The 25,218-nt window shown below is 56.3% G+C and carries 20 protein-coding genes and 1 tRNA gene; 19 read left to right on the top strand and 2 right to left on the bottom strand.

Translation table 11 applies throughout. The features are described from left to right. Positions 1-106: 106 nt before the first annotated feature. The gene (locus ACSZO1_RS14060; RefSeq protein ID WP_437613566.1) at positions 107-1,384 is read right to left on the bottom strand and encodes a tyrosine-type recombinase/integrase; all 1,278 of its coding nucleotides are present in this window, start codon (positions 1,382-1,384) and stop codon (positions 107-109) included. Between the two features lie 179 nt (positions 1,385-1,563). Then, a tRNA-Asn gene (locus ACSZO1_RS14055) sits at positions 1,564-1,639 on the bottom strand. Between the two features lie 507 nt (positions 1,640-2,146). On the opposite strand from ACSZO1_RS14055, the gene ACSZO1_RS14050 reads away from it, so the two are divergent. The 19 genes from ACSZO1_RS14050 (at position 2,147) to ACSZO1_RS13960 (ending at position 25,048) form a co-directional block, all read left to right on the top strand. Further along, positions 2,147-3,070, top strand: coding sequence for a sugar ABC transporter substrate-binding protein (locus tag ACSZO1_RS14050; protein WP_437613564.1), 924 nt, complete (start codon positions 2,147-2,149; stop codon positions 3,068-3,070). 32 nt (positions 3,071-3,102) lie between these two features. Then, positions 3,103-4,587, top strand: a complete 1,485-nt coding sequence (locus ACSZO1_RS14045) for a sugar ABC transporter ATP-binding protein (RefSeq protein ID WP_437613562.1) — start codon at positions 3,103-3,105, stop codon at positions 4,585-4,587. Positions 4,588-4,603: 16 nt separating this feature from the next. Continuing rightward, complete coding sequence (locus ACSZO1_RS14040) at positions 4,604-5,635, top strand: ABC transporter permease (protein ID WP_437613560.1); 1,032 nt, start codon at positions 4,604-4,606, stop codon at positions 5,633-5,635. 369 nt (positions 5,636-6,004) lie between these two features. Then, on the top strand, positions 6,005-6,922 hold the full coding sequence (gene nac, locus ACSZO1_RS14035; protein WP_437613558.1) for a nitrogen assimilation transcriptional regulator NAC: 918 nt from the start codon (positions 6,005-6,007) through the stop codon (positions 6,920-6,922). A gap of 147 nt (positions 6,923-7,069) precedes the next feature. Then, on the top strand, positions 7,070-8,029 hold the full coding sequence (gene cbl, locus ACSZO1_RS14030; RefSeq protein ID WP_437613556.1) for an HTH-type transcriptional regulator Cbl: 960 nt from the start codon (positions 7,070-7,072) through the stop codon (positions 8,027-8,029). A 189-nt stretch (positions 8,030-8,218) separates the two neighbouring features. Further along, the gene (locus ACSZO1_RS14025) at positions 8,219-9,685 is read left to right on the top strand and encodes an NAD-dependent succinate-semialdehyde dehydrogenase (protein ID WP_437613554.1); all 1,467 of its coding nucleotides are present in this window, start codon (positions 8,219-8,221) and stop codon (positions 9,683-9,685) included. Positions 9,686-10,062: 377 nt separating this feature from the next. Further along, positions 10,063-11,532, top strand: a complete 1,470-nt coding sequence (locus tag ACSZO1_RS14020; protein WP_437613552.1) for an aldehyde dehydrogenase family protein — start codon at positions 10,063-10,065, stop codon at positions 11,530-11,532. Between the two features lie 33 nt (positions 11,533-11,565). Then, positions 11,566-12,234 carry a haloacid dehalogenase type II gene (locus tag ACSZO1_RS14015; protein WP_437613550.1) on the top strand — a complete coding sequence of 223 codons (669 nt, stop codon included), beginning with the start codon at positions 11,566-11,568 and terminating at the stop codon, positions 12,232-12,234. A gap of 15 nt (positions 12,235-12,249) precedes the next feature. Then, positions 12,250-13,527 carry an NAD(P)/FAD-dependent oxidoreductase gene (locus ACSZO1_RS14010; RefSeq protein WP_437613548.1) on the top strand — a complete coding sequence of 426 codons (1,278 nt, stop codon included), beginning with the start codon at positions 12,250-12,252 and terminating at the stop codon, positions 13,525-13,527. A gap of 33 nt (positions 13,528-13,560) precedes the next feature. Continuing rightward, positions 13,561-15,165 (top strand): ABC transporter substrate-binding protein, encoded by a 1,605-nt coding sequence (locus ACSZO1_RS14005; RefSeq protein ID WP_437613546.1) that lies wholly within the window; start codon positions 13,561-13,563, stop codon positions 15,163-15,165. 14 nt (positions 15,166-15,179) lie between these two features. Continuing rightward, positions 15,180-16,133 (top strand): ABC transporter permease, encoded by a 954-nt coding sequence (locus ACSZO1_RS14000; protein ID WP_437613544.1) that lies wholly within the window; start codon positions 15,180-15,182, stop codon positions 16,131-16,133. Continuing rightward, positions 16,133-16,984 (top strand): ABC transporter permease, encoded by an 852-nt coding sequence (locus tag ACSZO1_RS13995; RefSeq protein ID WP_437613542.1) that lies wholly within the window; start codon positions 16,133-16,135, stop codon positions 16,982-16,984. Before ACSZO1_RS14000 ends, ACSZO1_RS13995 begins: the two co-directional genes overlap by 1 nt. Then, entirely contained in the window at positions 16,981-18,654 is a 1,674-nt protein-coding gene (locus ACSZO1_RS13990) for an ABC transporter ATP-binding protein (RefSeq protein WP_437613540.1), read from the top strand. The genes ACSZO1_RS13995 and ACSZO1_RS13990 overlap by 4 nt, the downstream gene beginning before the upstream one ends. A 66-nt stretch (positions 18,655-18,720) precedes the next feature. Further along, a complete protein-coding gene (locus tag ACSZO1_RS13985; RefSeq protein ID WP_437613539.1) occupies positions 18,721-20,052 on the top strand; it encodes an NAD(P)/FAD-dependent oxidoreductase in 1,332 nt (443 codons plus the stop codon). 9 nt (positions 20,053-20,061) lie between these two features. Beyond that, the gene (locus tag ACSZO1_RS13980) at positions 20,062-20,910 is read left to right on the top strand and encodes a GNAT family N-acetyltransferase (RefSeq protein WP_437613538.1); all 849 of its coding nucleotides are present in this window, start codon (positions 20,062-20,064) and stop codon (positions 20,908-20,910) included. Continuing rightward, the gene (locus tag ACSZO1_RS13975) at positions 20,910-21,836 is read left to right on the top strand and encodes a 2-hydroxyacid dehydrogenase (RefSeq protein ID WP_437613536.1); all 927 of its coding nucleotides are present in this window, start codon (positions 20,910-20,912) and stop codon (positions 21,834-21,836) included. The genes ACSZO1_RS13980 and ACSZO1_RS13975 overlap by 1 nt, the downstream gene beginning before the upstream one ends. A gap of 1 nt (position 21,837) precedes the next feature. Beyond that, on the top strand, positions 21,838-22,962 hold the full coding sequence (locus ACSZO1_RS13970) for a M20 aminoacylase family protein (protein ID WP_437613534.1): 1,125 nt from the start codon (positions 21,838-21,840) through the stop codon (positions 22,960-22,962). 128 nt (positions 22,963-23,090) lie between these two features. Then, positions 23,091-24,407, top strand: coding sequence for a 4-aminobutyrate--2-oxoglutarate transaminase (gabT, locus tag ACSZO1_RS13965; protein WP_437613532.1), 1,317 nt, complete (start codon positions 23,091-23,093; stop codon positions 24,405-24,407). 134 nt (positions 24,408-24,541) lie between these two features. Beyond that, a complete protein-coding gene (locus ACSZO1_RS13960; RefSeq protein WP_437613530.1) occupies positions 24,542-25,048 on the top strand; it encodes an Lrp/AsnC family transcriptional regulator in 507 nt (168 codons plus the stop codon). Positions 25,049-25,218 lie beyond the last annotated feature (170 nt).

Here is a 25,218-nt window from a genome sequence, read left to right as displayed (position 1 = left end):
GGCATCGTGAAAAGTCTATGTCAAAGAAAGGGTTATGTTCTCATAATTGACGATTAAATCGCACCTTCCCTAATGCATATGAGGCCGTCCCCGGCCTCTGTTCAATTTATCCCTTCTGTGCAAACTCAAACGGCCTGACCATTAAATCCTTGTTAGCATCCAGAAAATCAGCCCACCATTGCAGCATCAGACGGCGTTGTTCCAGATGTTTGGCTTTGTGTGTATAAGCTGCCCGGACGTTATTCTTTTCCATATGGCTCATTTGAAGCTCAACAACATCCTCTGACCAGATACCTGATTCAATCAGAGCACTACAAGCGAGGGTACGGAAACCATGACCGCACAAGTCGGTTTTGGTGTCATAGCCCATTTTACGTAGCGCCTTGTTGATTGTGTTTTCACTCATTGGCTTCATAGCGTCATAACAGCCCGTAAAGATAAAACCGTTATCACCGCTCACGTCATAGGTGAGATTTTTTAGCTCTTCCAAAATTGTCAGCGCCTGATTGCACAGTGGCACGTAATGCTTCCTGCGCATTTTGGCACCACGTCCTGAATGTTTTATCTTTTCTATAACTTCACGTTGTTCCGGGATAACCCACAAGGCACTTTTAAAATCGATCTCTGACCAACGGGCAAAGCGGAGTTCGCTGGAACGTACAAACGTCAATAGGTTGAGTTTTAGCGCCAGTAATGTGAGCCTGCTGCGTCCCTGATAGTCATCAATGCGTTCCAGAAGGGCGGGTATTTCTTCCAGTTCAATTGCAGGACGATGCTCTGTCTGGGGTTTCTGTACAGCACCTTCAAGATCATAGGCAGGATTGAAGCGGATGATCTTTTGCTGAACAGCATATCGCAGGATAGCGGTAGCATACTGTTTTACCCGCATAGCGATTTCAAGGAAACCGAGCGTTTCAATCTTCTTGATTGGAACCAAGAGATCACCTGTATCTAACTCACCGATATCTTTGTTGCCGATATCAGGAAACAGGTAAGTTTCAAGACGAGTCCAGACAGAACGTTGATAATCTACTGACCATGTTGTTTTCGTTGCAAACCAGCTTTTGGCAACCGTTTTGAAAGCGCGGGTATGGTTACGCTTTTCCAGTGTGGTTTTGTTGTCAGCCTGTTTTTTAGCGCTGGGATCAATGCCAGACGCTAACAGCTTTTTGGCTTCATCACGTCGTTGTCTTGCATCAGCAAGAGAAACGGCAGGGTAGACACCAATCGAAAAGACCTTCTGTTTGCCTTCGAAACGATAACCCAACTGCCAGTATTTTGAACCGTTGGGATGTACAAGGAGGTAGAGGCCGAACCCGTCAGTGAGCTTAACCGACTTTTCGGAAGGTCTGGCATTTTTTACTTTGGTATCAGTAAGCGGCATGACGGTTTCCCCTGATTGCTGGTAAAAAGAAAATCGAACCAGCTTTACCAGCATTTTTACCAGCAAAAGGGTGTAGCTTCGAGTGTTTTTTAATAGACGTGTGTAGACAAGCTTGAAGGGTTAACCAATTGATAGAAAGCAAAAAACCAGACGTCAGTAGACATCTGGCTTCTTTAAATTGGCTCCTCTGACTGGACTCGAACCAGTGACATACGGATTAACAGTCCGCCGTTCTACCGACTGAACTACAGAGGAATCGTGTGAACGGGGCGAATATTAGCGACGCCCGTCATAAATGTCAAAGCGCGAATGCCTCTCCCCCGTCTGTTTGCTGGCAAAACCAGCGAATCGCTGCTTTTCTGCCTGATGTGGCTGAAATCTAATCTGCTGGCTGGATCTCACTTTAAAACCTTTTCGCGACAGATGTTAGAGGTCTGTCAAATTTTTGTTAGTCCGTGATTTTAAAACACACATTTCAGTGCTTTTATTATGAAAGTTTCAAACGGATGATTTATGAAACAAACGAACTGAATTAATCGCGTGAGTAACGTTAGTGTCCGTAATGAAACGATGGTTTAAAAAATAGTTGTTATCTAACAGTGTGTTGTGAAAGTGAAGTGAGCAGTACCCTAATCAGCTGTACCGGATTGTCTGACCTCTTACCTACAAATAAAGTCGTCGGTGACGTTGAGTGAATGTAAAAAATATTTTTCATTCGTAGTCCAGCAAGCCCGCGCATGTTAACGATTATAAGGGATAGCCATGAACTTCAAAAAAGCGATCGTCACGTCGATGTTAGCCTGTATGTTGCCTGCTGCCGTCTTTGCTAAAGACATTCAGGTGGGCGTATCCATGGCGCTTTTCGATGACAATTTCCTGACCATTGTCCGAACCGCCATTCAGAAAGAGATGCAGAAAGATGGTGTGAAAGGGCAGATTGAAGACGCCAAAGGCGACGTCGCACAGCAACTGCAACAGGTACAAAACTTTATCGGCCAGGGTGTGGACGCCATTATCGTCAACCCGGTGGATACCAATGCGGTGAAACCGATTATCGATCAGGCAGAAAAAGCCGGTGTTCCGCTGATTTTTGTTAACCGTCGTCCACAGGCTCAGATGACGGGCAAAATGGCCTATGTCGGTTCTGATTCCGAACTGGCTGGTCGCTTACAGATGGAAGCGCTGGCAAAAGCAATGGGCGGCAAAGGCAACATCGCTATCCTGCTGGGTGATTTAGCCAATGAATCGACCCGTGAACGAACCAAAGGTGTGGAAGCGGTTGTGGCTAAATATCCTGATATCAAAATCGTCCAGAAACAGACCGCGAAATTCACCCGTAATGATGCAGTCGATGTGGTGAGTAACTGGCTGACGGCGGGTGATGACATTCAGGCGATTGCGTCCAACAATGATGAAATGGCGATTGGCGCACTGCAGGCGTTAGGTAAAAACCCGAACAACGTACTGGTTGCCGGGGTGGATGGTACGCCTGATGCGTTGCAGATGATCAAAAACGGCAAGATGGTTGCCAGTGTCTTCCAGGACGCGAAAGGTCAGGGTGAAGGTGCCGTTCAGACTGCAATCAAACTGGTGAAAGGCGAGACAGTGCAAAAAATGGTGGATATCCCATTCCAGTTAATCACCAAAGATAACTACGAAAAATACACCAGCATGAACCTTAAATAATCGTTCCTGACCCAGTGGTACGGAGGTGATGTATGACCGCTTATGCGCTTGAAGCCGAAGGCATCAGCAAGTTTTTCCCTGGTGTAAAAGCACTGAATAAGGTGTCGTTACGCGTAAAGCCAGGAACGGTTCATGCTCTGATGGGGGAAAATGGCGCGGGTAAATCCACTTTAATGAAATGCCTCATCGGGATTTACCGTCCCGATGACGGCGTAATCAAAGTTAAAGGGGAGCCGGTGCAGTTTACCGACACCATGGATGCACTGAAGTCTGGTATCTCGATGATCCACCAGGAGCTGAATCTGGTGCCGTATATGACGGTCGCCGAGAATATCTGGCTGGGTCGTGAGCCGATGAAATACGGCTTTGTCGACCATGCCAGACTGAACCAGATGACCCAGGAGTTACTGGGCAAACTCAATATCAAACTGAAAGCCGGCCAGATGGTGGGCGACCTCAGTATCGCGGCGCAGCAGATGGTGGAAATCGCCAAAGCGGTGTCGTGGAATGCGGATATTGTGATTATGGATGAACCGACCTCCGCGCTGACCGAAGGCGAAGTGGGGCACCTGTTCACCATTATTCGTGACCTGCGGACGCAGGGCAAAGCCATCATCTATATCAGCCATAAAATGGATGAGATCTTTGCCATTACCGACGAAGTGAGCGTGTTCCGCGATGGCGCGTGGGTGGCGAGCGATCAAACCGCCAGCTATACCCGACAGTCGCTGATTACACAGATGGTTGGCCGCGAACTCACCCAGCTGTTCCCGAAATTTAATGCTGACATCGGCGAAGAAGTGCTGACGGTACGCAATCTGACCGCGAAGGATAAATTCGATGATGTCAGTTTCAGCGTGCGGCGCGGTGAGATCCTCGGCGTCGCCGGGCTGGTAGGTGCCGGACGCAGTGAAGTGATGGAAAGTCTGTTTGGCATGGCGTCATTTGACCGTGGCGAAGTGCTGATCGATGGCGTACCGGTCACCATCGATTCCCCGTCAACGGCGATTGAAAAAGGGCTGGCCTTCCTGACCGAAGACCGTAAAAAGTCCGGCCTGTTCCTGGTGCTGTCGGTGTTGGAGAACATGAGCATCGTCAATATGCCGGAATACATTGGTAAAACGGGTTTTGTTCGTCATGTGCAAATGGCGAAAGATTGTATGGAGCAGATCCGTCGGCTCAATATTAAAACACCCACCATGGACCAGATTATCAATAACCTCAGTGGCGGTAATCAGCAGAAGGTACTGATTGCCCGCTGGCTGCTGGCGCAACCGAAAATCCTGATTTTGGATGAGCCCACGCGCGGCATCGATGTCGGCGCGAAGGCGGAAATCTATCGTCTGATCAGTGAACTGGCCAACCGTGGCGTCGCCATCATTATGGTGTCGTCAGAACTGCCGGAGATTCTGGGCATGAGTGACCGCGTGATGGTCATGCATGAAGGGCGTATTACCGGCATCCTCGATAAAGAAGAAGCCGATCAGGAAACCATTCTGTCGTTGGCGTCCGAGTGAGGCGAGAGGAATAATTATGAGTGATACCAAAGTAAGTTCTCAGCAGCCCGCGGAGCGCAGCTCGCTGCTGGCGAACTGGAAACACAAACTGCCGAAGGATACCGGCATTTTTATTGTCATGCTGGGCATTGCCCTGATTTTTGAAATTGCCGGCTGGTATGTTCGCGACCAGTCTTTCCTGCTCAATCCTAACCGTCTGGTGCTGATTGTGTTGCAGGTGGCGATTATCGGTATTATCGCGGTGGGGGTGACACAGGTCATTATTACCACCGGGATTGACCTCTCCTCTGGCTCACTGATTGCGCTGAGTGCGGTGGTGGCGGCCAGTCTGGCGCAAACCTCCGACAGCCTGTCGCCCATGTTTCCGTCGCTGGTGAATATGCCTGCTGCGGTGCCGATTGTCGCCGGGATTGGCGTCGGGCTGATATGTGGTCTGGTCAATGGCGTGTTAATCACCAAAACCGGTATTCCTCCTTTTATTGCCACACTGGGGATGATGGTCTCGGCTCGCGGCCTGGCGCAGTATTACACGCAGGGCAACCCGATCAGTTTCCTTTCCGATGGTTTTACCGCCATCGGACAGGGCGCGATGCCGGTGATCATTTTTCTGGTGATTGCGGTGCTGTTCCATATTGCGCTGAAGCACACCCGCTACGGTAAATATGTCTACGCCATCGGCGGCAATATGACCTCGGCGAAAGTGTCCGGTATCAACGTTAATAAGTATCTGGTGGTGGTCTACACCATCGCCGGGGCCCTGTCCGGCCTTGCGGGGGTGGTGCTGGCGGCGCGAGTCAGCAGCGGCCAGTCCAGTATGGGGATGTCCTACGAACTTGATGCTATCGCCGCGGCAGTCATTGGCGGCAGCAGCCTGATGGGCGGGGTGGGGCGCATTACCGGTACGCTGATCGGTGCGGTGATCCTCGGTCTGATTAAGAGTGGCTTCACCTTTGTCGGCGTTGATGCTTATGTGCAGGATATTATTAAAGGCATCATTATTGTGGCGGCGGTGTCCATTGATATGCACCGCAATCGTAAGAAACGCTGATTTACTGCTTTGCCCCTTCCCCCACAGCGTGGGGGAGGGGACTGGTGCGGTGCTGGCTACAGGTATGGCTACATTGCATACGTTCCGCTTTCCCGATAACACAACCTTTCACACCTTCCCCTGCACACCCCTGACGCACTTTTGCACCCTGACGGTGCATTCCCCGTTACTGCGCCAGGTCGATGGTTATTATTGGTACTGATAACACACCCACTCGTAATCAGATTCTCTTATTTTACCGCCGTTTAGCGACGGATTGTTCGCGCTGCAAATAATTGGCCTGCATATTGCAATCTTATGGCTGTATCTGAATTACCACTAATTCTAACAGTCGCCATCAGGCATTCGGGGATCGTTACGGAGGGCAAAATGAACTTAAGACGACTAAAATATTTCGTGAAAATCGTCGATATCGGCAGCCTGACTCAGGCCGCAGAGGTGTTGCATATTGCACAGCCGGCACTGAGCCAGCAGGTGGCTACGCTGGAAAATGAACTGGATCAGCAACTGCTGATTCGTACCAAACGCGGCGTAACGCCGACAGAAGCGGGCAAAATTCTCTATTCTCACGCCCGTACCATCCTGCGCCAGTGTGAACAGGCGCAAACCGCGGTGATTAACGCCGGACAATCCCTGACCGGACAAGTCTCCATCGGCCTGGCGCCAGGCACCGCGGCCTCTTCGCTGACCATGCCATTGCTGCAAACGGTACGCGAACAATTCCCTGATGTGCTGGTGTATCTGCATGAGAACAGCGGCGCGTCATTAAACGAAAAAGTGATGAATGGCCAGCTGGATATGGCGGTGCTGTATGACCGTGCGCCTGCTGCAGGCATCACCAGTACGCCGCTGATGAAAGAAGAACTCTACCTGGTCGGCGCGACAGCCTGCCCGGGGAATACCGTTGATCTTGCTGATGTCGCCGGGATGAACCTGTACTTACCCCGCGACTACAGCGCGGTGCGCAAGCGCGTCGATGAAGCCTTTTCGCTGCGTCGCCTGAGCGCGCGTATCATTGGCGAAATCGAATCCATCTCTACCCTGACCGCAGCGGTTGCCAGTGGTACGGGTGTGACGGTACTGCCGGAATCGGCAGCCCGCGCACTGGTCAGTGCCACCAATGCCTGGATGGCGCGCATTAACAGCCCGTCACTCCATCTGCCGCTGTCACTGAATGTCTCCGCGCGCATGCCGCTGTCACCTTCCGCTCAGGCGGTAAAAAATATTCTGCTGTCGCTGCTGAATAAGCCACAGGTAGAAGATCGCGAGCTGATGCTGGTGAGCTGAAAAATCCTCTCGGATAACGGGCACGCAGGGATGCGGCTCACGTCTTATCACTAAATCGCATAATAAACCTCTTTTTATTATTTGTTGCTATCGATATGCCTCTTTTAACATCGAGGTCATCAACAGATAACAGAGAGGTGAAAGCGCGTGAATTTCCAGCAACTTAAGATCATCAAAGAAGCCGCCCGTTGCGAATTTAATCTCACGGAAGTGGCGAATGCGCTCTTCACCTCGCAATCCGGCGTCAGCCGTCATATCCGTGATCTGGAAGATGAGCTGGGCGTGGAAATCTTTATCCGCCGCGGCAAACGCCTGCTGGGCATGACCGAACCGGGCAAAGCGCTGCTGGATATCGCGGTACGCATTCTCGATGAAGCCGGAAAAGTGCGCCGCCTGGCAGATGTGTTTACCAATGAATCCAGCGGCGTGCTGACCATCGCCACCACGCATACCCAGGCGCGTTACAGCCTGCCGCGGGTGATCAAAGCGTTTCGTGCCCTGTATCCCAATGTGCGGCTGGAACTGAATCAGGGTTCACCGCAGGAAATCGTGTCAATGCTGGTGGCGGGTGAAGCCGATATCGGTATTGCCAGTGAGCAGGTGGTGAACAACCCGGCGCTGGCGGCGTTTCCGTGGTTCAGCTGGCATCATGCCTTGCTGGTGCCGAAAGGGCATGAGCTGGAGCAGCAGCAGCCGATCACCCTGGCAACCCTCAGCCGCTATCCTCTAATTACCTACCGCCAGGGTATCACCGGGCGTTCGCGCGTTGACCGGGCATTTCATGCCGCCGGACTGAAAGCCGATATTGTGCTCAGCGCCCAGGATTCCGATGTGGTGAAAACCTATGTTGAGCTGGGATTAGGCGTGGGCATTCTGGCGGATCAGGCCTGCCAGCTGGACGAGCATTCACCGCTGACGCGGCTGGAAGCAAAGCACCTGTTTGAATCGAATACTGTCTGGTTAGGGTTAAAACGCGGTCAGCTGCAGCGCAACTATGTCTGGCAGTTCCTCGAACTGTGCAACGCGAATCTGTCGCTTGAAGAAATTAAACGTCAGGCTCTGTCGGTGGCGGAAGAAGAGACGCCGGTGATTGATTTTCAGATTTAACAGGGAAGGTTGTGCGCTGATGAAGCGCACAACCTTCCCTCCAACTGGGGACTGCTCCTTCCCCCCACAGCATAAAATTTCGTCCCCTTGCTTAAATTCCCCACACTCGTTACCGCCACCGCACACATAACGCATCATCCATTGCTCTGCTCAGATAAAGTTAAAAATATCAGAGAACAGGAGAGACTAATGCTCACACAACGTTTACAGGATGCTGACCTGCTGCGTCAGCAGGCTTTCTTCGCAGGCGAATGGCAGGATGCACACAATGGTGAAACGCTGGCGGTCACCAACCCGTCGACCGGGGAAACGCTGGCGACTATCCCGGCATTAGGCAGCATCGAGACCGAACAGGCGATTGCGTATGCGGAAGCGGCGCGTATCAGCTGGGGCAAAACCACCAACGCGCAGCGCGCCACACTGCTGGAAAAATGGCACCAGCTGATCCTCGATAATGCCGATGACCTGGCGATCATTATGACCGCCGAACAGGGCAAACCGCTGGCAGAAGCAAAAGGCGAAGTGCTGTATGGCGCCAGCTTTGTAAAATGGTTTGCGGAAGAAGCTCGTCGCGTTTACGGCGAAACCATCCCGGCCCCCACCGCTGACCGGCGCATTCTGGTACTGAAGCAGCCTGTTGGCGTGGCCGCGGCGATTACGCCGTGGAACTTCCCGATTGCGATGATTACCCGTAAAGTCGCGCCTGCGCTGGCAGCGGGTTGTCCGATTATTGTCAAACCGTCCGAACTGACGCCGTTCTCGGCGCTGGCGCTGGTGGTGCTGGCACAACGTGCGGGCATCCCGGCGGGTGTGCTGCAGGTGCTGACCGGTCTGCCGCAGCAGATTGGCGCGGCGCTGACCGCCAGCCGCACGGTGCGCAAAATCTCCTTTACCGGTTCCACCCGCGTGGGCCAGCTGCTGATGCAGCAGAGCGCCGACAGCATTAAGCGTCTCAGCCTCGAGCTGGGCGGCAATGCGCCGCTGATTGTGTTTGATGATGCCGATCTCGATATCGCCATTCCCGGCGTGATGATGAGTAAATTCCGTAATGCCGGACAAACCTGTGTCTGTGCCAACCGTATCCTGGTGCAGCGCGGCATCTATCCGCGTTTCGTTGAACGCCTGCTGGCGGAAGTGGCGAAACTCAAAGTGGGCGATGGCTTTGCCGCCGACAGCACGCTTGGCCCGCTGATCAACCGCAACGCGGTAGAGAAAGTGAACGCGCATATTGATGATGCACTGAATAAAGGCGCGACCCTGCTGACGGGGGGAGTGAGTAACAGCGATGGCACCTTTGTGCAGCCAACGGTACTGGGTGCCGTGACACGAGATATGCGCATCGCTGATGAAGAAACGTTTGGCCCGGTCGCGCCACTGTTTATTTTCGATGACGAAGAAGAAGCCATTGCGCTGGCGAACGATACGCCATTTGGTCTTGGTGCCTATTTCTTTACCGAAAACATTCGCCGCGCCTGGCGGGTGGGGGAAGCGCTGGAATTTGGTATGGTCGGTTTTAATACCGGCTCCATTTCTCTGGAAGTTTCACCGTTCGGCGGCATTAAATTGTCCGGCGTCGGCCGTGAAGGATCGCATCACGGAATTGATGAATACCTGGAAACCAAGGCATTTCATTTCGGCAGTTTAGACGCGAAATAAACGCTAACATTTTGAAAAGCGCCGATGATAAATAAATCATCGGCGCTTTTTTTTTGTTTATTTTCCCTTCAGTTTCACTGCATGATCGCAATCTCAATTCTCCGCTTTGGTGCAACGCTAGCACGCTTTGCTCTCTGCTGGTGCAGTGATAATGTGATGAAAATCATCTATTTACACTGTCGGTTTATCTGGAAAAATTTGCCTTTATTTACGGCAGAAAATTTTTTTCGCGCCTGCTTTACGCATTTTTATTTTTCTGCGGGCTGGCATACTTTCTGCATTAAGTGAATAAGCAGCACTGATTGTCATTCAGTTATCCGGCGCAGCACGCTGCGCCAGCGATGAATACGCGGATGCAAAAATATAAGGGTTTAACCATGTTAAGTTTTGATCCCGATAAAGTTAGCTTGCCCGCAGGACATTATATCAACGGCGTTCATCAGCACGGCGCGGGCAATTCTCTGCTGGTTAAACGTCCCTCTGATGGTAAGCCTGCCGCGGAATTAGCCGAGGCAGATGCCAGCCTGGTTGATGAAGCGGTCACACTGGCCGATCGCGCCGTCAAAGAGAGCGGCTGGGCCAGTTGTCCGCCACGTCAGCGCGGTGCGGTACTGCGCCGCTGGGCGGATCTGATTGCCGCCGACAGCGAACTGCCGCGGCTGGAAGCGCTGGGCTCCACACGGCCGATCCACGATGTGATTCAGCACGAAATTCCCTTTACCGCCGAAGCTATCCGCTTCTACGCCGAATGTGCCGACAAATTCAGTGGCGATGTGCTGCCGACCCGCGCGGCCAGCCTCGGCATGCTGGTGCCGGAACCGTACGGTGTGATTGGCGCGATTACACCGTGGAATTTCCCGTTGTCGATGGCGTCATGGAAGTGTGGTCCGGCACTGGCAGCAGGAAATGCTGTGGTGCTGAAACCTTCCGAACTGACGCCGTTCTCCACTGTGCGTATGGCGGAACTGGCGACAGAAGCCGGACTGCCTGCCGGGGTGCTGAATATCGTGCAGGGTAGCGGTGCGGTCACCGGCAGCGCGCTGGTGGCACATCCACTGGTGCGCAAAGTCTCCTTTACCGGCTCAACGCAAACCGGCGCACGCATTATGAGCGATGCCGCGTTTAACGGCATGAAGCCCGTCACGCTGGAGCTGGGCGGCAAAAGCCCGCAGCTGGTGTTTGATGATGCGGGCGATATTGATGAGGTGGCCGGGCGGATTCTGCGCGGCTTTACCGCCAACGGCGGCCAGGCCTGCGTGGCAGGCACCCGGCTGATTGTGCAGCGCGGTATCGCGCCACAGCTGATCGAGACGCTGACCCGACTGTGTCAGAACTTCCGTCCCGGCGTCACCTGGGATGAAACCAGCCGCTATGCGCCGCTGATCGATGCGCGTCAGGCGGCGAAAGTGCAGCAGGTGATTCGCGCTGCCTGCCAGCAGGGTGGTGAGATTCTGGTGGGAGGCGAACGTTTTGCCGGGACGGGCGAAGGCTACTTCTGGCAGCCGACACTGCTGGCTGGTGTCAGCCAGGATAACCCGGCGGTACAGGAAGAGATTTTTGGTCCGGTGCTGACGGTGCAGATCTTTGATGACGAAGAAGAAGGTCTGGCGCTGGCATCGCATCCCACCTATGGCCTGTGTTCCGGCGTCCACACCAAAAGTATCGACCACGCACTGCGGGCGATGCGCGGTATCGCGGCCGGTACGGTATGGATTAACCGCTACGGCCGTTCCGGCGACTTTATCGTCCCGACCGGTGGCTTCCAGGGTTCCGGCATTGGCAAAGATTTAGGGCGGCAGGCCTTCGAAGCCTGTCAGCGCTATAAGAGCGTACTGATCGATTTTTAATCCCGTGACATTCCACTTTGAAGAGGTAGCGCAATGGCTGTGTTCAAACCGAAATACATCACCTTCGACTGCTACGGCACCCTGATCAACTTCGATATGTCGGGGGCGGCGGCGACCATTTTCGCTGACCGCGTCAGCGCGGAAAAAATGGCGGCATTTACCACCGATTTCGCCCGCTATCGCATGGACGAAGTACTGGGGGCGTTCAAGCTCTATCCGCTGGTGGTGGCAAGTGCGCTGTACCGCACCTGTAACAAGTGGGGCGTGGAGTGTACGCAACAGGATTGTGACGCGGTGATGGCGGCCTGCGCCACATGGGGACCGCACCCGGATGTGCCTGCCGGACTGGCGAAAGTGGCGCAGGAGTTCCCGCTGGTACTGCTGACCAACTCCACCGATGAGCTGATCAAAAACCATGTGCCGCGTCTCGGTGCGCCGATTCATATGACTATTACCGCCGAAGAAGTGGGCGCGTACAAACCGCAGATGAAAGGCTTTGAATACATGCTGGAGAAGCTGAACTGTCGTCCTGACGAGATCCTGCATGTCTCCTCCAGCTTCCGTTATGACCTGATGACCGCCCATGACCTCGGCATCAAACACAAAGCGTGGGTGGCGCGGGGTCACGAACCGGCCAACCCGTTCTATGGCTACAGCGAAATCAAAGATATCGGCGGTCTTCCGGCGGTGGTGGGACTCTGAGGCAGGAGCGCGGTGATGAAACTGGAATCCTTCTGGCAGGCGACAGCGCCTGACTTTACTGGCGCGGCCACTGACGATCTGCCGGCGACGGCAGATGTGGTGGTGATTGGTGGCGGCTTTACCGGCATCTCAGCGGCGCTGAATCTGGCGCGCAGCGGTATCAATGTGGTGCTGCTGGAAGCGGCGCAGGTGATGAGCCAGGCCTCCGGGCGTAATGGCGGTCACTGCAATACCGGCGTGGCGCAGAACTTTGCCGCGCTGGTCAACAGCCATGGCGTGGAGCAGGCCAGCCGTTATTTCCGCGCCTTCGCCGATGCGGTGAGCTATGTGCAGCAACTGGTGGAAAGCGAGCAGATTGACTGCGATTTCCGCCGCTGCGGCAAGCTGAAGCTGGCGAGTAAGGCCTCGCATCTGGCGGGGCTGCAACAGGCCTGCGACATGATGAAGCGCCACGTTGATCCTGATGTGGAAATGCTGAGTGCCGACGAGGTGCGCCGCGAGATCGATTCCGACAGTTTCCACGGTGGTCTGCTGCAGCAGCATGGCGGCCAGATGCATATGGGCAAGTTTGGTATCGGTCTGGCGAATCTGGCAGCGCGCAGCGGCGCAAAAATTTATCCGTATACCCCGGTGACCGGCCTGACACGGCTGGATGGTTATCGCCACCGTGTCAGCACCGAAAAAGGCGAGATTATCGCTGAGAAAGTGCTGATGGCGACCGGCTGCTCCAATATCGGCCCGTTCGACTGGTTCCAGCGGCGCATTATTCCGGTCGGCAGCTTTGTGGTGGTGACAGCGCCGCTGGAAGCCGATCTGCTGCAGCAACTGCTGCCAAATAACCGTACCTATGTGACGTCACTCAATCTCGGCAACTACATTCGCACCACCAAAGACAACCGGCTGGTGTTTGGTGGTCGCGCGCGCTTTGCCATCAGCAATCCGACCTCGGACGCACGCAGCGGCGATGTGCTGAAAGCGGGCATGAAGAAGATGTTTCCGGCACTGCACGCACCACAGATTGACTACTGCTGGGGCGGGCTGGTGGATATGACCGCCGACCGTCTGCCGCATGCTGGTGAGCATCAGGGCGTGTTCTATTCGCTGGGCTACAGCGGCCACGGCACGCAGATGTCGGTGTGGATGGGGCGGGTGATGGCCGATCTGATCGCAGAAAAAGCTGATGATAATCCGTGGCAGCGTAATAGCTGGCCTGCGGTGCCGGGTTACTTTGGCAAACCCTGGTTTTTGCCCGTGGCGGGCTTGTACTACAAGGCTATGGATCGGCTCTCCTGAGTCACTTAACGTTTTACTTTTGAGGGTGTGCAGATGAGTAAATTTCGTAAAGAATTTAGCCGTGTTAACCCCGCGCTGACGCAGGCGATCAACGATGTCTCGATCTCGCGTCGTGGCATGATGAAACTGTTGTCGGCAGGGGCGGTGATGAGCTCCGGTCTGCTGGGTTTCCCTGACTTCAGCTTCGCCGCCGACACGCCGGTTGCAGGCGGTAAACTGCGCGCCGCGGTGGCCAACTCCTCCGCCAGCGATACCCTCGACCCGGCGAAAGGCAGCAACAGCGGCGACTACTGCCGCCAGTTTATGTTCTACAGCGGTCTGACGGAGCTGGATAAAAATCTGATCCCACAACCGGCGCTGGCCGAGACGTTCGAAAGCAGCGACGGCGTGCTGTGGCATGTCAAACTGCGTTCCGGCGTCACCTTCCACGACGGTAAACCGCTGACCAGCGAGGACGTGATCTACTCCCTGAGCCGCCATAAAGATCCGGCGGTGGCGTCCACGGTGATCACTCTGGCGTCGCAGATGAAAGAATTTAAGGCGATCAGCCCCAGCGAGCTGGAGATCACGCTGGAACAGGCCAACTTTGACCTGCCTGCGCTGCTGGCGACCAGCTCGTTCCTGATTGTGCAGAATGGCACCAAAGACTTCAGTAAGGGCGTGGGCACCGGGCCGTTTGTGCTGCAGAGCTTCCAGCCTGGCGTGCGCACCGTCGGCAGTAAAAACAAAAATTACTGGAAACCGGGCCTGCCGCACCTCGACGAAGTGGAGCTGATGGGCGTCACTGACCCGGCGGCGCGTGTTAACGCACTGATGTCCGGCGATCTGCACATCGTTTCCACGCTGTCCGCCAATGATGTCAAACGTCTGAAGCAGAGCGATAAGTTCGGCATTCTGGAAAGTAAATCGGGTATGTACAGCAACCTGATCCTGCGTACCGATCAGGCTCCGGGCAATAATCCGGACTTTGTGCTGGCGATGAAATATCTGCAGCCACGCGAAATGTTGCTGAAAACCGTGATGCAGGGTTATGGCGATATCGGCAACGACACGCCAGTGCCGCCGTGGCATCCAATGTTTAACAAAGATATCCCGCAGCGTCCGCTGGACGTGGAGAAAGCCAAATTCCACCTGAAAAAAGCCAATATGGCGGGCGCCAAAGTGGAAATTATCACCACGCCCAATATCGAAGGGGCAGTGGAGGGCGGCCAGCTGATCCAGCAAATCGCCCGTTCCGCCGGACTCAATGTGCAGGTGCGCCGCGTACCGTATGACGGTTACTGGTCAACGCACTGGATGAAGGACCCGGTGGGTTACGGCTCGATTAACCCGCGTCCGACGCTGGATATGCTGTTCTCGCAGTTCTACCGCTCCGATGCCACCTGGAATGAGTCGGGCTGGAAAAACGCCCAGTTTGACCAGCTGGTGACTGCTGCGCGTGGCGAACAGGATCAGGCGAAACGCAAACAGATGTATGGCGATATGCAGCAACTGGTGTACGACCACTGCGGCACCATTATTCCGGCGTTCATCAGCAGCATGGATGGACACAGTAGCAAAGTTAAAGGTGTTGAGGCCTGGCCGTCAGGCATGATGATGGGCTTCCGCTTCCACGAGTATGCCTGGCTGGCTTCCTGATAAGGAGAACGGCGATGAATCGGTACATAGTCAAACTGATTGCGCGGCGCATCGGCGCTGGCGTGTTAACGCTGCTGATCGTCTCAGCGCTGGTGTTCCTGATCACCAGCCTGCTGCCGGGCGATGCGGCGCAGATGATCCTCGGCCAGAGCGCGACACCGGAAACCGTCGCCGCACTGCGCCAGCAGCTTGGGCTCGACCAGCCGCTGGTGATGCGTTACTTCAGCTGGCTCGGCGGCATGCTTCAGGGAGATTTTGGTACCTCGTTCGCCAGTAATCTGCCGGTAACGCAACTGGTGGCGCAGCGTATTCCCGCCACCTTTCAGCTGGCGGCGGTGACCACGCTGGTCTCCGTACCGCTGGCGCTGGTGATTGGGATTGCGGCGGCGATGAAACGCGGTTCACGGCTGGATCGCGGGCTGGTGCTGGTCACCATGTCGGTGGTGGCGGTGCCGGAGTTTCTGGTTGCCACTATCGCGGTGATTATCTTCGCCGTGAAGCTGCAGTGGGTGCCGGCGATGTCGATTGGCTCGCCGGACCAGGAACTGTGGGGCTTCCTGCGTACCTACGCGCTGCCGGTACTGACGCTGTGTTGTGTGATTGTGGCACAGATGGCGCGCATGACGCGTGCGGCGATCATCAATCAGATGGACAGTCCGTATCTGGAGATGACGCTGCTGAAAGGGGTCTCTCCACTGCGGGCGATGCTGCGTCATGCGCTGCCGAATGCGGTGGGGCCGATCGCCAATGCGGTGTCGCTCAGTCTCTCCTACCTGTTTGGTGGCGTGATCATTATCGAAAGCATTTTCAGTTATCCCGGGCTGGCCAGTCAGATGGTGGATGCGGTCAGCAACCGCGATCTGCCGGTGGTACAGCTGTGTGTGATGTTCTTTGCGGCCTGTTATCTGGTGCTGCTGCTGGCCGCAGACATCCTGACTATCGCATTTAATCCGAAGTGGAGGGGCTGATGACTATCCTGATGCTACCCTGGCGCGTAATGCAGTCACTGACCGTGGCGGGACGGATTGGCCTGCTGATCACTCTGTTCTGGATCTTTATGGCGCTGTTTGGCGCGTCGCTGGCACCGCATAACCTCGAAGAGATTGGCGGCGGGGCGATGTTCAGCAGTTACAGCGCCGAGTTCTGGTTAGGCACCGACTATCTCGGGCGCGATATCCTCAGCCGCATTATGTACGGCGCGCGTTACTCCATCGGCCTGGCATTGACGGCAGCACTGCTCGCCAGTCTGGTCGGTACACTGCTGGCGCTGCTGGCGGCCGTGACCGGGCGCTGGCTGGAAGAGATCCTTGGCCGTATTAACGATGCGATGCTGATCCTGCCGGGGAAAATTCTGGCACTGATGATTGTCGCGGTGTTTGGTTCGTCACTGCCGATGCTGATTGTCACCGCGGTATTTACCTACTGGCCGGGCGCGTACCGTATCGCCTATGCGATGGCCTCCAGCCTGCGTTCGATGGATTATGTGCAGGCCTCACGGCTGCGTGGTGAAAGCCGCTGGTATATCGCCATCCACGATATTCTGCCGAATATGCTGCACCCGATGCTGACCGATTTCGGCCTGCGCTTTGTCTATATCGTGCTGATGCTCAGCGGCCTGAGTTTCCTCGGCCTGGGTGTGCAGCCGCCGTATGCCGACTGGGGCACGCTGGTACGCGAGAATCTGCTGGGACTGTTTGAAGGCTCTCCGGCGGTGCTGATGCCTGCGGTGGCGATTGCCAGCCTGACCATTGGTGCCAACCTGTTTATCGACAGCCTGCAGGCGATGCGCCCGATTAACTGGACGAAGGGGGTTGCATGAATATTATGCCGCACAGTGCACGTCCGATGGTGTCGGTGGAAAACCTGAAAGTCACCGCCAAAGCCGATGACGGTAATGAAGTGACGCTGGTGTCTGATATTCGCTTTACCGTGCAGAAAGGGGAAGTGCTGGCGCTGATTGGGGAATCCGGCTCCGGCAAAACCACCATTGCGCTGGCGATGATGGGCTATGCCCGCCACGGCTGCCGCATTGCCGACGGTCATATCCATGTCGCGGATACTGATGTGACGGCGCTGACGCCCGCGCAGCTGTGCGCCTTTCGCGGCAATAAAGTGGCCTACATCGCGCAGAGCGCGGCGGCCTCGTTTAACCCGGCGATGAAAATTATCGACCAGGTGATTGAGCCGGTGGTGGTGCACGGCCTGATGAGCCGCGGCGACGCCAAACGCAAAGCGGTGGAGCTGTTCCGTGAGCTGGCGCTGCCGAATCCTGACAGTATTGGTGATCGCTACCCGCATCAGGTCTCCGGCGGTCAGTTGCAACGCCTGATGACGGCGATGGCGCTGATTGGCGACCCGGAAGTGGTGATCCTCGACGAACCGACCACCGCGCTCGATGTCACCACTCAGGTGGAAGTACTGAAGGCCTTTCGCCGCGTGGTGCGCCAGCGTGGCACCACGGCGATTTACGTCAGCCACGACCTGGCGGTGGTGGCGCAGATGGCGGACCGGATTCTGGTGCTGCTGAAAGGGGCGATTGCCGAGTATGGCGCGACCGATGCGCTGTTGCAGGCGCCGCAGGCGGAATACACCCGTCTGCTGCTGGATGCCGCACGGCAGAAAAGCCGCGACAGTTCGTGGAGCACTGAAAGCGCAGAAATCCATCCACTGCTGGAAGTGCGCGATCTCAGCGCCGGTTACGGCCCGCTCGACAGCGACGGCCAGCCGAAAGTGAAAATTCTGCAAGATATTAATTTTAAACTGTTTCGCGGCCAGGCAATCGGTATTATCGGCGAGTCGGGTTCCGGCAAAACCACGCTGGCGCATGCCATTGCCGGGATGAACCCGCCGTCCGGCGGCCATCTGCTGTTTAACGGCCACTACATTGCCGGCGGGTTGCATCAGCGGCCGGAGAATGAGTTGCGCCGGATTCAGTATGTGTTCCAGATGGCGGATACCGCGCTCAACCCGGCGCACAGCGTGGCGGCAATTCTGGCGCGTCCGCTGAAACTGTTCCACAGTTTGCGCGGCGCAGCGCTGGAAAAGCGTGTGCTGGAACTGCTCGACCTGGTACGCCTGCCGCGCAGCGTGATGTATCGCCGCCCGTGGGCGCTCTCCGGCGGCCAGAAACAGCGCGTTAACCTGGCGCGTGCGCTGGCGGCGGAACCGGATTTGATCCTGTGCGATGAAGTCACCTCGGCACTGGATACTGTAGTGGCAGCAGCGGTGCTGGATTTGATTACCGATCTGCGCCGTGAACTGGGGCTGTCGGTACTGTTTATCAGCCACGACCTGCATGCGGTGCGCTCGGTGTGTGATGAGATTATCGTGGTGAAAAGTGGCCGTATGGTGGCGCAGGTGGCGCGCGCGGATTATGACAAACCGTCCAGCGATCTCTACTATGAGCGCCTGAAACGCGCGGTGCCGGAACTGCGTCAGGGCTGGCTGGATGAGCATGAAGATTTCGATATCGCCAACGGGCAGCATTAACGTTTTATTTCCTTCCTCCACCATGTGGCGGAAGGAGAAAACACACGAAAAGAGGTAACACACGCAATGCCAGCACCAATTCGATATGTACAGGATAGCGCGCATTTTCCTGAGTCGGCTGATGTGGTTGTGATTGGCGGCGGCATTGCCGGCGCGGCAGCGACTTATGAACTGGCGAAGAAAGGCGTAAAGGTCGTTTTGCTGGAAAAGGGGCTGGTGGGCGGTGAACAGTCCAGCCGCAACTGGGGCTGGTGCCGCCAGCAGAACCGCGATGAGCGTGAGTTACCGCTGATTATCTATTCACTGCAGCGCTGGGGCGAACTGAATGCAGAAACCGGTGAGGAACTCGGTTTCCGCCGTACCGGACTGGTCTACGCCACCCGCGATCAGAGCGAAATTGATGCCTGGGATAACTGGGGCAAGATGGCGAAACACTACGGCGTGCGCAGCGATATCCTCAACGCGGAACAGGCGAAACTGATGACGCCGGGCAGCACCACAAACTGGCTGGGCGGCGTCTCGTCGCCGACCGACGGCCATGCTGAACCGGCGCTGGCTGCGCCGGGACTGGCGATTGCTGCTCAGCGGCTGGGCGCTACCGTGATCCAGCAGTGCGCGGTACGCGGACTGGATACCGCCGCCGGACAGGTGAGTGGCGTATGGACCGAGCGCGGGCTGATTAAAACCAGCAGTGTCATCTGCGCGGGTGGTGCCTGGACCTCGATGTTCTGCCGTCGTCATGGTATCGATCTGCCTTTAGGTAATGTGATTGGCACCGCTTTCCGCACGGCGCCGATTGAACAGGCGATCACCATGCCGCTGTACACGCCGGGTTTTGCCTGCCGTCCACAGCTCGATGGCAGCTACACCGTCTCGGTGTCTGGCCGTGGCCGCCTCGAACCGGGCGTGCAGGGATTGCGCTATGCGCGCCAGTTCTACCCGACGTTTAAATCACGGCGCAAAAACCTCAAAATTCGCCTCGGCCTGTCGCCGTTTATCCACGGGCCGGAAGCACTGGCGCGCTGGCAGTTTGACGGTGTGTCACCGTTCGAAAAAGTGCGTATTCTCGACCCGCAGGCCGATCACGCGATGGTGCTGGAAGGCATCAACGCCATGCGCCGCGAGTATCCGGCGCTTGCTGGGCTGAAGATGGTGCAGTCCTGGGGCGGGATGATTGACAGTGCGCCGGATGCGATTCCGGTGATCTCCACCGTACCGAAACTGCCGGGACTGGTGATTTCCGCCGGTTACAGTGGCCATGGTTTTGGTATTGGTCCGGGCGCAGGACGTCTGGCGGCGGACCTGGTGATGAATGAACAACCGATTGTTGACCCGACGCCATACCGTTATTCGCGGCTGGTGGACGGTTCCGGCCTTGATACGCCGGGCATGATGTAAGGAGACGTGATGAGCATAACACTACGCGCCATGACGGCGGACGACCTGGATGCCGCCTTTGTCCTGACTCAACTGCTGAAATGGCCGCATCGCCGCGCCGACTGGCAGCAGGCATTGCAGCTGGGCAACGGCATTGTGGCGGAAGAGAACGGCGTGCTGACCGGCACCATCCTCTGCTGTCGCTGGGGCGAGGACTACGCCACCATCGGGCTGGTGATTGTCGCGGATGCCGCGCAGGGGCGCAGTATTGGCAAACAACTGATGCTGGCGGCACTGGAGAGACTGGCGGGCAGCAATGTGCGTCTGCATGCCACAGAAGCAGGCAAGGGTTTATATGAAAAGCTGGGCTTTGTGGTAACCGGCGCGGTGGAACAGCATCAGTGCCGTGAACTGGCTCAGGTCACCGTGTTGCCTCCGGCCGCACATCAGCAGCGGCGTGCCGCGCAGCCGCAGGATGCAGCCCGTTTAACCCAGCTCGACCAGCAGGCCAGCGGTCAGCAGCGTGCGCGACTGACGGATGAACTGCTGACCCGCGCCGAACGCGTGTTGTTGCTAGAGCAGGATGGTGTCACCACCGGCTTCGCCGCGCTGCGTCGTTTCGGTCACGGTTACGCCATCGGCCCGATTGTCGCGCAGACCCTGCCTGACGCGAAAGTGCTGGTCAGCCAGCTGCTGAGCGGCTTAACCGGCCAGTTTGTGCGCATTGACTGTGATGCACACTGTGGGCTGGGCGACTGGCTGAACCAGCTGGGGCTGCCCCAGGTCGATGCCCCTACCACCATGGTGAAGGGCACGCCCTGGCAGCCGGATGCTGACGGCGCGCAGGTGTTCGGGCTGATGTCACAGGCGATGGGCTGATGAATATCGTCTATAAATCAGACCCGGCGCGCGGGCGTAAATGGGCTGAACTGCTGGCAGAGCTGGCACCGGACGCGGACTTTCGCCAGTGGCCCGATATCGGCGACCCGGCGACGGTCGACTATCTGGTCGCCTGGCAGCCGCCTGCCGATATCCTGCAACAGTTCCCCAGGCTGAAGGTATTGTTCTCTGTCGGCGCAGGTGCGGATCAGTTTGATTATCAGCAACTGCCTGCTGAGTTGCCGGTGGTGCGTATGGTGGAGCAGGGGCTGATCAACGGCATGGTGGAGTACGTCACCTTCGCGGTGCTGGGGCTGCACCGTGATATGCCACGTTATCTGCAACAGCAGCGTGAGCAGCGCTGGCAGGCGCATCCAATGCTGCCCGCCAGCCGTCGCCGCATTGGTGTCATGGGGCTGGGCAGCCTCGGCGAAGCGGTGCTGAAACCGTTTCTGGCGCTGGGCTTTGACTGCGGTGGCTGGAGCCGCACGCCGCGCCAGATTGACGGCGTGCGCTGCTGGGCGGGCAACGACCAGCTGGGTGAATTCCTTGCGCGCAGCGACATCCTTATCTGCCTGCTGCCGCTGACCGACAGCACGCGCGGCATTCTGAATGCTGACTGCTTTAATCAGTTGCCGCCGGGTGCAGCACTGGTACAGGTCGGGCGTGGCGCGCAACTGAATCATGACGATCTGCTGCAGGCGCTCGACAGCCAGCAACTGAGCGGCGCGGTGGTGGATGTCACTGACCCTGAACCGCTGCCTGCGGAGCACCCCTTCTGGCGGCATCCCGCCCTCTGGCTGACGCCGCATATTGCCAGCCAGACAGTGCCGGAAACCGCGGTGGCCGCCTTACTGGCCAATATTCGCCGCTTTGAAGCGGGCGAACCGATGATCGGCCTTATCGACCGGCAAAAAGGATACTGAGATGGAATTATCACACTTAGTCGCACTGCGACGGGATCTGCACGCCCATCCGGAGCTGGGCTTTGCCGAACAGCGCACCTCGGACATTGTCGCGGCGTTCCTGACGGAGCTGGGTATTGAGGTGCATCGCGGCATCGGCAAAACCGGTGTGGTGGGTGTTCTGCGCCGTGGCGACAGCCCGCGCAGCATCGGGCTGCGTGCCGATATGGACGCGCTGCCAATGAATGATGACGGCGACCAGCCGTGGAAAAGTACCCATGACGGTGTCTGTCACGCCTGTGGTCATGACGGCCATACCGTAATGCTGCTGGGCGCGGCACAGGCGCTGGTGGCGTCCGGCGATGTTAACGGCACGGTGTACTTTATCTTCCAGCCGGCAGAAGAGGGGCTGGCTGGCGCGCAGGCGATGATCGATGACGGCCTGTTTACCCGCTTCCCCTGTGATGCCGTCTACGCCATCCATAACTGGCCGGAACTGCCACTCGGCAGTGCGCAGACGCGCCCGGGACCGATTATGGCGGCGGCGGATCGCTTCGATATCACCGTGCAGGGCGGCGGTGGTCACGCCGCACAGCCACACCTCAGCCCGGACACGCTGCTGGCGACCAGTGAATTGGTGGTGCAGCTGAATACCATCGTGGCGCGCGCGGTCGATCCCTGTGAGGCCGCATTGCTGACGGTGACACGGATTCAGGGCGGTTTCTCGCACAATATGATCCCGGCGCAGGCTAGTATTACCGGCACGGTACGTACCTTTAATCCGCAGGTGCAGGATGTGGTGGAACAGCGTCTGCGTCAGATGGCACAGCATGTCACGGCGGCCCACGGCTTGCAGGCAGACGTGCGTTATCACCGCTACTATCCCGCCACGATTAACAGCGCGGCAGAGGCCGCCGTTGCGTTGCAGGCGGCGCGTGCCGCCGGATTACAGACGCAGGAAGCACCAAAACCGGCACTCACCTCGGAAGATTTTTCCTTTATGTTGCAGGCCAGACCGGGTGCCTATCTGTGGCTCGGTGCGGGCGACAGCCGTCCGCTGCACCACTCTGCCTACGACTTTAATGATGAGGTGATCCCGTTCGGCATTGGCTGGTTCTGCGCGCTGGTGCAGGAAAGCCTTGGCTGAAAATTTAATTCACTGATTGCGGGTGAATACGACAGTAAATGCTGCTGCCAGCGGAATTACGGCAGCTTACCAAAAGTGCTTATTGCGATACTTGAAACAGATTATCGTGACGTCGATGAGGTAAAAAGATGCAAAATATCATGGCTGAGCAGCAAACATTTTCTGATAACGCAGTATTTCTGGATGCCCGCGAAGAGAATGTGGCGCGTGGTGTGGTCACTGCCCATCCGGTAGTGATTGCCAGAGGAAAAGGCTCAGAAGTCTGGGACGTGGAAGGGAATCGTTATTTAGATTTTGTCGGCGGCATCGGCGTATTAAATGTCGGCCACAACCATCCGGCGGTGGTCAATGCCGTGACTGAGCAGCTGCAACGGGTGTCTCATGCCTGTTTCCAGGTGGCGGCGTATCCGGGATATATCGAACTGGCGCAGCGACTGAATAAGCTGGTCGGCGGCGACGAAGCGTTTAAAAGCGTATTTTTCACCAGCGGCGCGGAAGCGGTAGAAAATGCGGTGAAAATTGCCCGCGCTTATACCAATCGTCCAGGTATTATTGCGTTTGATGGTGCCTTTCATGGCCGTACCTTATTAGGTGTGACGTTAACGGGGATGAGTCAGCCTTATAAACAGAACTTTGGTCCGTTCCCGGGTGATATTTATCGTATCCCTTATCCGAATGCATTCCATGATATTTCGGAGCAGGATTGCCTGGCGGCGCTGGATAATCTGTTTGCGGTACAAATATTACCGGAACGCGTCGCGGCGATGATTATCGAGCCAGTGCAGGGCGATGGTGGCTTCCTGCCTGCATCTGCCAGTTTTATGCAGGCACTGCGTGATATCACTGAGCGCCACGGCATTTTGCTGATTTGTGATGAAGTGCAAACCGGTTTTGGCCGTACCGGCAAGATGTTTGGTTTCCAGCACTCGCCTGTGACGCCGGACCTGGTGACGGTGGCGAAAAGCCTCGGAGGTGGTCTGCCGATCTCGGGTGTGGTAGGGCGCGCGGAGATTATGGATGCACCGACACCGGGCGGCCTCGGTGGCACTTACGGCGGCAACGCGCTGGCCTGTGCGGCATCGCTGGCGGTGCTGGATCTGCTGGAACACGATAACCTGCTGACGCGCTCGAACCAGCTGGGTGAGCAGCTGAATGCCCGCCTGCAGCAACTGGCGGATAAATATGCCTGTATCGGTGAAGTGCGCGGTGTTGGCTTTATGCAGGCGGTCGAGATTATCGACTTCGAAAGCAAAAAACCGGATGCGGCGCTGACACAGAAGATCCTCGACTGCGCCTGTCAGGAAGGGTTGCTGCTGATTAAGTGTGGTTTGCACCGCAATACCGTGCGCTTCCTCGCACCGCTGGTGACCAGCGATTCGCAGCTGGAAGAGGCACTGCATATTTTCGATATCGCGCTGGCACGCGCCACGGGTCGTTTAGGTTAGTCATTGTTTCCTCATTGAAATTTTAACAAATCACCTCGATGTGATAACGCGTGAAACGCTGGCGTAGTCACCAGAAAGCGTGTTATACCATCGAGGTACGCGCGCACAACATATGTGTAACAATGAGGGGCTCTATGAACGGTTTGATGAAACTTGACCGCATTGACATCAACATCCTGGTGCAACTGCAAAAAGATGGCCGCATCAGTAACGTCAACCTTGCCGATGCCGTCGGACTTTCCCCCAGCCCCTGCCTGCAGCGCGTGAAACGACTGGAATCCGCTGGTTTTATTACCGGTTATGAAGCCCATATCAATCTGACCAAAATTACCGACTCGGTCACCGTCTTTACTGAAGTGACGCTGGCCGGACACCGGCGTGAGGATTTTCTGAAATTTGAAAACGCCATCCGTGAAGTCGATGAGCTGATGGAGTGTCACCTCATCACTGGCGGTTACGACTACCTGCTGCGCTTTATCACCCGCAGTATTGAGCACTATCAGGAAGTGATTGAGGGGTTGCTGGATGCCAAGGTGGGTATCGACAAATACTTCAGCTATATCGTGATCAAGTCGCCGATTATGAAAAGCAGCGTGCCGCTGCGATCGCTGATTTCGCGCCATACGCAGGTGGAGTATTGAGTGTAATTGCTGGCAGTAAGAAGCAAAAGACAATACACCGTCACGAAGAGCCAGATTACTGACGCATTCATCTTCCGGCGTTTAATGGTTAACGTTAAGCGCGAATTCAGATAATAAGTGCAACGCTTGGTCATGTGGATGGAGGGACGGTTAGCTACCGATAAGCTATC

The sequence above is a fragment of the Erwinia sp. V71 genome, assembly GCF_965644245.1.
In the GTDB taxonomy this organism is placed as follows: domain Bacteria; phylum Pseudomonadota; class Gammaproteobacteria; order Enterobacterales; family Enterobacteriaceae; genus Erwinia.
The sequence above is the reverse complement of the archived record's forward strand: the minus strand, read 5'-3'. Positions and strand labels throughout refer to the sequence as shown.